Source organism: Pseudooceanicola marinus, assembly GCF_002786295.1.
Lineage (GTDB): Bacteria > Pseudomonadota > Alphaproteobacteria > Rhodobacterales > Rhodobacteraceae > Pseudooceanicola > Pseudooceanicola marinus.
The window spans coordinates 2,088-2,522 of the sequence record NZ_PGTC01000003.1; the positions used below are offsets into that span (position 1 = coordinate 2,088).

At 63.0% G+C, this 435-nt stretch carries 1 pseudogene; it reads left to right on the top strand.

What is annotated here, in order from left to right:
- Positions 1 to 278 (top strand): annotated as a pseudogene (locus CVM50_RS21875) (hypothetical protein); the annotation flags it as partial.
- Positions 279 to 435 lie beyond the last annotated feature (157 nt).

Consider the following 435-nt stretch of genomic DNA (forward strand, 5'->3'; position numbering starts at 1 on the left):
TGCTGGAGGTCGTCACCGACGCCATCGCGCGCAAGCACGACAACCGGGCGCGCAACGAGGCAGGCAATGCGATGAAGCGCCGGCAGCGCCTGCGCAGCGCCATCGCGGGCTATCACGTGGATCTCGCGGCCAATGACGCGGCCATCCTTTGGATGGACGAATGGCTGATGGAACAGGGCTGCGGCTATCGCGGCGCCTCCTGGATCGAGCGCGCCATCGGCGCCTGGTCCGATCATCAACTTCACATGCACACGCGGGGCGGCAGGCAACTGTCCTGAACTGTCCGGTGGACAGTGTCGGAAGTGTCCACCGGACAGTTCGGACAGTGTCCTGGACACTTTCAAACTGTCCGCTCCGATAGAGACATGGACAGAGACATCAGAAGACACAGGACGTTGCGCGGACAGTTCGAGCGGGACGCCTGTGGATAAGTCG